Source organism: Beijerinckia mobilis (genome assembly GCF_000745425.1).
GTDB classification, from domain to species: Bacteria; Pseudomonadota; Alphaproteobacteria; order Rhizobiales; family Beijerinckiaceae; genus Beijerinckia; species Beijerinckia mobilis.
In genome coordinates, this window is sequence record NZ_JQJH01000018.1 from 75186 (window position 1) to 82557 (window position 7372).

Consider the following 7372-nt stretch of genomic DNA (forward strand, 5'->3'; position numbering starts at 1 on the left):
ATTCGAGGGAATTGCTCTGCAATTCCTGATGATGATTTCCGACGGCACGAGTGGAATGGCATGAGCGAGCTGGCCTCCGACACGGGGCGGATGAATTTGGAGACGAGCATCTGGCAGAGAGACCTTGCCGGGGAGGCCGCGACCGCCGCTCTCGCGGCCGATATTGCGCCGCTTCTTGGCCCTGGTGACCTCGTCACCCTGTCCGGTGATCTCGGCAGCGGCAAGACCAGTTTCGCACGCGCCCTGATCCGCGTCCTCACGGGCGATCCGACGCTTGAGGTGCCGAGCCCGACGTTCACCCTGCTCCAGCTTTATGACGGCGAACGCTGTCCGATCGTCCATGCTGATCTTTACCGCATCAATCGGCCGGAAGAACTCGCTGATCTCGGCTGGGATGAAGCCGGAGAGGGCGCAATCGTCCTTGTCGAATGGCCGGACCATGCGCGTGAAATCCTTTCCAGCGACCGCCTCGACATCGCCTTCAGGCTCGATCCTTCGCAGCCGCCGACCTATCGCGCCGCAACGCTCACTGGCTTCGGCGCCATGGCCGAGCGGCTCGCCAACGCCCGCGCATTGAAAACATTGCTGGAACGCTCCGGCTGGCAATCGGCGGAACGGCACTTCCTGACTGGCGATGCCTCGAATCGGCTCTACGAACGTCTCATCAAACCGAATGGTGATCGTGCCCTTCTGATGATCTCGCCGCCAAGGCCCGACGGTCCGCCGATCCGCTACGGCAAATCCTATTCGACCATCGCCAAGCTCGCCGAGACCATTCATCCTTTCCTGGCTCTCAGCGAAGGGTTGCGCGCGCATGGCTTTTCGGCACCGGCCATTTTCGCAACAGATCCCAATGCCGGCCTTGCCGTCATCGAAGATCTCGGCGGCGAATTAATCGTCGAGGGCCGCGAGATCATCCAGGAGCGTTATGCCTGGGCAGCGACGGCGCTCGCCGCCCTGCACGTCACGCCCCTGCCCGACACGCTCAGCGCGCCCGACGGCAAGGGCGGCGAGATCCCCTACCCCATTCCTCTCTACGATATCGATGCGCTTGCCATAGAGATCGAACTCTTCGTCGACTGGTATGCGCCATTCATCGCCGGGGTCCACCTCGCCTCGGGCGCCAAGGCGAGTTTCGTCAACCTCTGGCGTCATGCTCTTCAGGAAGTCTCGGCGCGTCCTTCCGCAATGGCCAATCTCACCTGGACTTTGCGCGATTATCATTCGCCGAACATTCTCTGGCTTCCCGAGCGCGAGGGCATCGGCCGCGTCGGCATGCTCGATTTTCAGGATTGCGTCCTCGGACACCCCGCCTATGATCTCGCCTCACTGCTGCAGGACGCGCGCGTGACGGTCCCCGACGATGTGGAGATCAAACTGCTCGGCCATTATCTGCGGTTCCGGCGTGAGCGCGATGCGGCTTTCGATATTTCCTCCTTCGCCCGCGCCTATGCCCTCCTCGGCGCCCAGCGGGCAACGAAAATTCTCGGTATTTTCGCCCGGCTCGACCGGCGCGACCACAAGCCCGCCTATCTCACCCACCTGCCGCGGGTGCATACTTATCTCTTGAAGGGGCTCGCTCATCCAGCGCTCGCCGACATCAAGCTTTGGTATGAAACCTATATGCCCGCAATGTTGAACCCGCTCGTCGCCGGACGCTGACAGGTCTTCCTGCAGGAAGGCCGGCCGAATGTTCGCGACGCAGCCCATTCTCAACCCTTGCCCTAGGCTTGCGCTTGGCCTCCACATGACCTCCCCCTCGGCCTGCCCCTGGCGAAGGTTTCAGCATGTTCGACGGATAACCGAAGACAGTCATGCCCTCCGATATGAACTCGATCCCAAAGGCGGCGTCAGCCGCGCTCCCTGCCGGCTCTCATGCCTGCCCGCACACGGCGATGGTCTTTGCCGCAGGTCTTGGCGCACGCATGCGCCCCCTGACCGAAACGACACCGAAACCTTTGATCAAAGTGGGCGGCAAGCCTCTGATCGATCACATGCTCGATCGTTTCGCCGCAATCGGCCTCCCGCAGGCCGTCGTCAATGTGCATTATCTTGCGCAACAGATTAAGGATCATCTCGCGACCCGAACAGAGCCACACATCATCATCTCGGATGAAAGTGATCTGCTGCTCGATCAAGGCGGCGGCATCAAACGTGCCCTGCCCTTCCTCGGCAAAGACCCGTTCTTCATCTGCAACACGGATGCTTTCTGGATCGAGGGACCCCATTCCAACATCGAGCGTCTCGCCAGGGCCTGGGATCCGGAGCGGATGGATATTCTCCTTTTGATCGCCGCGACGACATCAAGCGAAGGAATTGACTGGCCCGGCGATTTCACCTTCCAGCCTGATGGACGTCTCAAGAAACGCGAGGAGCGCTTCGTCGCGCCTTTCGTCTATGCCGGCGTCGGGATCGTCAAACCCGAATTGTTCATGCATGAACCCCGCGACGTCTTTCCGCTTTCCCCCTATTTCTTCGAGGCGGCGGCCAAGGATCGGCTCTTCGGCGTCCGGTTGGATGGCATCTGGCTGCATGTCGGCACGCCGGAGGCCATAGAGGTGGCCGAGCGGAAGCTTGTCCGCAGCGTACTTTGAGGTTTCATCAATTTGCCGGCATCATTTTGTCGACCTGTGACATATCCCTCACAGTCCAGGCGGTGGCGCTGCATTATTATTAAGATCCCTATCCGTCTCCGGTACCGATCCTTAGCATGTCCGCAGCCCCCCGATCGCAAGAGAACCCCGCGACCGAAGCCGCCAATCTTCTGACGCTGCTTGGCCTCGCCATTCTCATGCTCGGCCTGCCGCTTGCCGGACTTTTCACCAAGACGGCGATCTACCTGCTGCTGCCCATCGGCTCGGTTCTCGTCTTTATTGGCTCCGTTCTCGAATCCGCAGAACATCACACGCATTATCTGCGTGGCGCGCTTTTGTCCCGCACCACCATCATCGGTCTGTTTCTCGTCGCCTGGACCTGCCTCTCGCTTTTATGGACGCCCTTCCTCGCCGAGGCCTCGGAACATCTCCTCAAGGGTCTTGGCACTCTGGCTTTGGTGATCCTCGTCGGGGTCGTTCTTCCAGCCCGCACCAAGCCGCTGCATCTCTTCCTGCTCCCTACGGGTCTCGGCCTTACCGTCATCGGCGTCGGCGCCATGCTTTTCGTCGGGTCGGACGCCTTCCTCACAGCCGCGGTCTTCGATGATTCCCTCTTTGAGCGGACAGTCCTGACACTCATCGTGCTGATCTGGCCGGCACTCGGTGCACTCGCTCTTCGGGAGCGCTGGATCAGCGCGACTGTGCTCACGCTTGGCGTAGCGGCGGTCACCATTGCCGGCCATGCTCAGATCACTTTGGCGGCACTCGGTGCGGGTGCCTTCACTTTCGCCATCGCCATGTCTTCGCCGGTGAAAGTCTCGCGCGTGCTCGCCTGCCTCTTCGTTCCGCTGATCCTGTTCGCCCCGGCAATCCCTTTGTTGATCCGCCTGCTGCACCAGATCGCGCAATTGCCCCTCGCGCCACAAAGCTCCTTTGCCGTCTGGGCGCAGATCCTCGATCACGACGGTTTGGCCCGCCTGATCACGGGCCATGGCGTGGAAGTGGCGAACCGCGCGATGGCGCTCGGCTATCTACCGGCAGGGGCACCGAAAAGCCTTCTGTTTCTCCTCTGGTACGACCTCGGCCTCCTCGGTGCTCTCGCTTTCAGCCTGCTCACCGCCTTCACCCTGCTTGGCGCCGGGCGCCTTTCCGCCAGCATGTCGCCGGCGCTTCTCGGAGGCATCGTTGCGGTGCTGCTGATCACCTTCCTCGGCTTCGCGACGGTGCAGATCTGGTGGGCGAGCCTGCTGGGCACCGACATCATCGCCTTTCTCCTGCTGTTGAAGAGTCCACAACGGCTGACTCGCCCCGTCGCCACGGAGATCGATGCCATCCCGGATGAGGAAGCACCAAGCGGCCAAAGAGCCCTGTTCCGGAACATCAGCCTCGAGTCCCTGCGCCGCCTGTCCTGATGCCATGGCTCTTTCATCCCAACCTGATGAATGAAAGAGATCTGACGGGAAACCACCGCCCCATCGTCACGAGAGCCAAGTCTCCGTAAGTCATCCTCATTGAGACTTGGTGTGATGCCTCGGATGCCCATTTTCCAGGCAGCAGACGGCGCGAACAAATTCTTGCGGGACAGGGCCAAGGCGTCTTAACATCATTGCATGATCGAAGATGTCATCACCATTCGCGCGGCGCGGGAGAAGGATGCGGCAAGCATAGCCGCCGTCCACGATTCTGCCTGGCGTGACGCTTATCGCGGCATCATCCCTGGCCGCGAGCTTGAACGCATGATTGCCCGTCGGGGCCCGGCATGGTGGCATCAGGCGATCGTACGCGGCTCGCGCCTTTTGCTGATCGAATGGAACGACGCCATCTGCGGCTATGCCTGTTATGGCCGCAACCGCGTGCCCTCGATGCGCTACGGCGGCGAAATTTTCGAGCTTTATATAGCGCCTGAATATCAGGGGGCCGGCTTCGGTAAGAGATTGTTCCAAATCGCGGCGCAGGATCTCAGCGCGCATGGTTACGCCAATTTCCTGGTCTGGGCCCTCGCCGAGAACGAGCGCGGCATGCGGTTTTACGAGGCACAGGGCGGTATTGTCGTACGGCAGGCCAATGAACGTTTCGGTGGGGAAACCCGTGCCCGGGTCGCCTTCGCTTTTGAGAATCAGCCGCTGCCACGGTAAAATACGTCCAGCACGCAAACCCAGATCTCAGATCGAGCTCTCAAGCGAAGAGCTCGGGTGTCTCCGCTTTTTCCTGAGCGTCCGGTAAATACTTCCATCGTCCGAAAAAGAGATGCCACTTTTTACTGGCATGCTATAGAAAAGCCGTTCTGGAATCGTCGTATGCACGATGCAGCCGGCCAACGTGGCCGGATGGTATCTATACAAAGTCTTAATAAACATGACTCATTGAGACTTTGTACCCCGCGCCTGCGGGGCGGCAGCTTTCCGCCGGTCCTCATTGATCCTGACATATTGGGATCAATAAGACTTGGTACGAGCCATTCCAGTTCACGTCCGGACCCTTCGCATCGGTCCGGGCTCCTTCCCGCCAGGCGCTCTTGCGGCCTTCGCGCGCCGCAAAGGCGTCGATCCATCCTCCGGAGATCATTCATGCGCCTCGACGCAATTGCGATCGGCAAAAATCCCCCAGATGAAGTCAATGTCGTCATCGAGGTTCCGATCGGAGGCGAGCCGATCAAATACGAGCTCGATAAGGATTCCGGCGCCTTGTTCGTCGACCGTTTTCTTTATACGGCGATGCGCTATCCCGGCAATTACGGCTTCATCCCGCATACGCTCTCTGATGATGGCGATCCCTGCGATGTCATCGTCGCCAATACACGCGCCATCATCCCCGGCGCCGTCATGAACTGCCGCATCGTCGGCGTCCTCTTCATGGAGGATGAAGCCGGCGGCGACGAAAAGCTCATCGCCGTGCCGGCGAGCAAGCTGACGAAACGCTATGAGCATGTCAAGAATTACACCGACCTGCCGGAAATCACGATCAAGCAGATCGAACATTTCTTCACGCATTACAAGGACCTCGAACCCAATAAATGGGTCAAGATCGTGCGCTGGGGCGATGTCGACGAAGCCAAGAAGATCGTGCTCGAAGGCATCGAAAAGGCCAAGGCCAAAAAGGGCTGATCAGGCTGCCACGGAACGTGGCTCAGCCTGATCATTGCCACACTTTGGGCGCGCCGGGTCCCGGCGCGCTTTCCTTTGCCGGCGCAGGGGCATGAGGATGCACGACGCTTCGCACGTACTCGTCTATCATTTTCAATTCATCCTTATGCTCATGGTCGCGGTGCTGCTGCTCTCGCGGCTCGCGCAGCACCTGCGCCTGCCGCAGGCAGCGACCTTCATCATCGGCGGCAGCCTGCTGGCGCTGGTGCCCGGCGCACCGGTCTTTGAGCTCGACCCCGACCTGGTCCTGCTGCTGTTCCTGCCGCCGCTCCTGCAATCAAGCGCGTATTTCACCCCCTGGCGGGAGTTCCGCGCCGATCTTGGCATCATCCTCAATCTTGCCGTGGGCGCAGTGGCCTTCACCACCTTCGTGATCGGCCTCGTCGCCCATTGGGCCGTGCCAACACTGTCGCTCGCCGCCTGTTTCACGCTCGGCGCCATCGTTTCGCCGCCCGATGCGGTGGCAGCCAAGGCAGTTCTGCAACGCCTCCCGCTGCCGCCCCGTGTGTCCATGCTTCTGGAGGGAGAAAGCCTCGTCAACGACGCCTCGGCTCTGGTGCTCTATCATTTCGCTGTCGCCGCCGCGATGACCGGACATTTCAGCGCCGGCCAGGCGGTCGGCCAGTTCCTGCTGCTGGCCTTCGGCGGTGTCGCGGCGGGCCTCATCCTCGGCTGGCTCGCGCTCATGGTGATGCGCCAGCTTCACGATGAAATTCTCATCATCGTCGCCACCTTCCTCACCGCCTGGGGCGTCTATATCGCTGGTGAATATCTGCATGTCTCGGGTGTTCTGGCGGCGGTCTCCTGCGGCTTGCTGCTTGGCGGAAAAGCCCATGTGGAGATGGATGCGGCGACACGGCTCAAGGCGCGCGCCTGCTGGGATGTGGTGATCTTTCTCCTGGAATCGATCGTCTTCATTCTGATCGGCCTGTCGCTGAAAGGCGTGCTCGAACGTCTCGCGCATCAGGGCGACGGCGTCTACGCCTGGTTCCCGGCCATGGCCGTGATCCTTCTCGCTCTCATCATCAGCCGCTTTTTATGGATCTTTCCGGCCACCTGGCTTGCGCGGCGGCTGCTGCCGATGCGCCGGCGCGAGCCCGAGCCGCCGCTCGCCGTGCCGCTGGTCCTGAGCTGGGCCGGGATGCGCGGCGTCGTCACGCTGGCGGTGGCGCTTGCTCTGCCCGAGAATTTCCCCGGCCGCGATTTCATTCTCGTCACCGCCTTCGGCGCCATATTGGTGACAGTCCTGTTCCAGGGCTCGACGCTTGCCCCGCTCATCCGCCGCCTCGGCCTCAACGCGCAATCGTTACCGCTGGCAAAAACGCTGAGCGAAGCGGAAGCCCGGGCCCAGATCGCGGCGATGCAAAACGGCACCATCCAGCGCCTGTCGCTGCAGCCCGACGGCACCCACCGCCACCCCCGCCTGGCCGAGCAATATGCCTATCGAGCGCAGATCGCCGGCCGTTACGCGAAAGAACAGCAGCAATTGTCCCCGCACCGCCGCGCGCATTTTCAGGCCGTGCTGCAAGCCAATAAGGATGGCCGCACGGAACTGTTACGGCTGCACAGCGAAGGCGCGATCAGGGATGAAACCCTGCATACATTGGAGAGAGAATTGGATCTCGAGGAAATGAA

6 protein-coding genes are annotated in these 7372 nt (G+C 61.0%); all 6 read left to right on the top strand.

Features of this window, described 5'->3' with window-relative positions:
* The first annotated feature begins 60 nt into the window (after positions 1-60).
* Positions 61-1662, top strand: a complete 1602-nt coding sequence (gene tsaE, locus DL88_RS13825; protein ID WP_034997117.1) for a tRNA (adenosine(37)-N6)-threonylcarbamoyltransferase complex ATPase subunit type 1 TsaE — start codon at positions 61-63, stop codon at positions 1660-1662.
* 233 nt (positions 1663-1895) lie between these two features.
* Positions 1896-2594, top strand: coding sequence for a nucleotidyltransferase family protein (locus DL88_RS13830; RefSeq protein ID WP_034997157.1), 699 nt, complete (start codon positions 1896-1898; stop codon positions 2592-2594).
* A 116-nt stretch (positions 2595-2710) separates the two neighbouring features.
* Positions 2711-4006, top strand: coding sequence for a hypothetical protein (locus tag DL88_RS13835; RefSeq protein ID WP_034997119.1), 1296 nt, complete (start codon positions 2711-2713; stop codon positions 4004-4006).
* Between the two features lie 198 nt (positions 4007-4204).
* Positions 4205-4729, top strand: coding sequence for a GNAT family N-acetyltransferase (locus DL88_RS13840; protein WP_034997121.1), 525 nt, complete (start codon positions 4205-4207; stop codon positions 4727-4729).
* A 432-nt stretch (positions 4730-5161) separates the two neighbouring features.
* Entirely contained in the window at positions 5162-5698 is a 537-nt protein-coding gene (gene ppa / locus DL88_RS13845) for an inorganic diphosphatase (RefSeq protein WP_034997123.1), read from the top strand.
* A 97-nt stretch (positions 5699-5795) separates the two neighbouring features.
* Positions 5796-7372, top strand: a 1577-nt coding sequence (locus DL88_RS13850) for a Na+/H+ antiporter (protein ID WP_034997125.1), incomplete at its 3' end; no start/stop codon positions are given.

What these genes read in the sequence shown, in the direction of transcription:
- tsaE (WP_034997117.1), top strand. Translation starts at nt 61, where the DNA reads ATGAGCGAGCTGGCCTCCGACACGGGGCGGATGAATTTGGAGACGAGC.
- DL88_RS13830 (WP_034997157.1), top strand. Translation starts at nt 1,896, where the DNA reads ATGGTCTTTGCCGCAGGTCTTGGCGCACGCATGCGCCCCCTGACCGAA.
- DL88_RS13835 (WP_034997119.1), top strand. Translation starts at nt 2,711, where the DNA reads ATGTCCGCAGCCCCCCGATCGCAAGAGAACCCCGCGACCGAAGCCGCC.
- DL88_RS13840 (WP_034997121.1), top strand. Translation starts at nt 4,205, where the DNA reads ATGATCGAAGATGTCATCACCATTCGCGCGGCGCGGGAGAAGGATGCG.
- ppa (WP_034997123.1), top strand. Translation starts at nt 5,162, where the DNA reads ATGCGCCTCGACGCAATTGCGATCGGCAAAAATCCCCCAGATGAAGTC.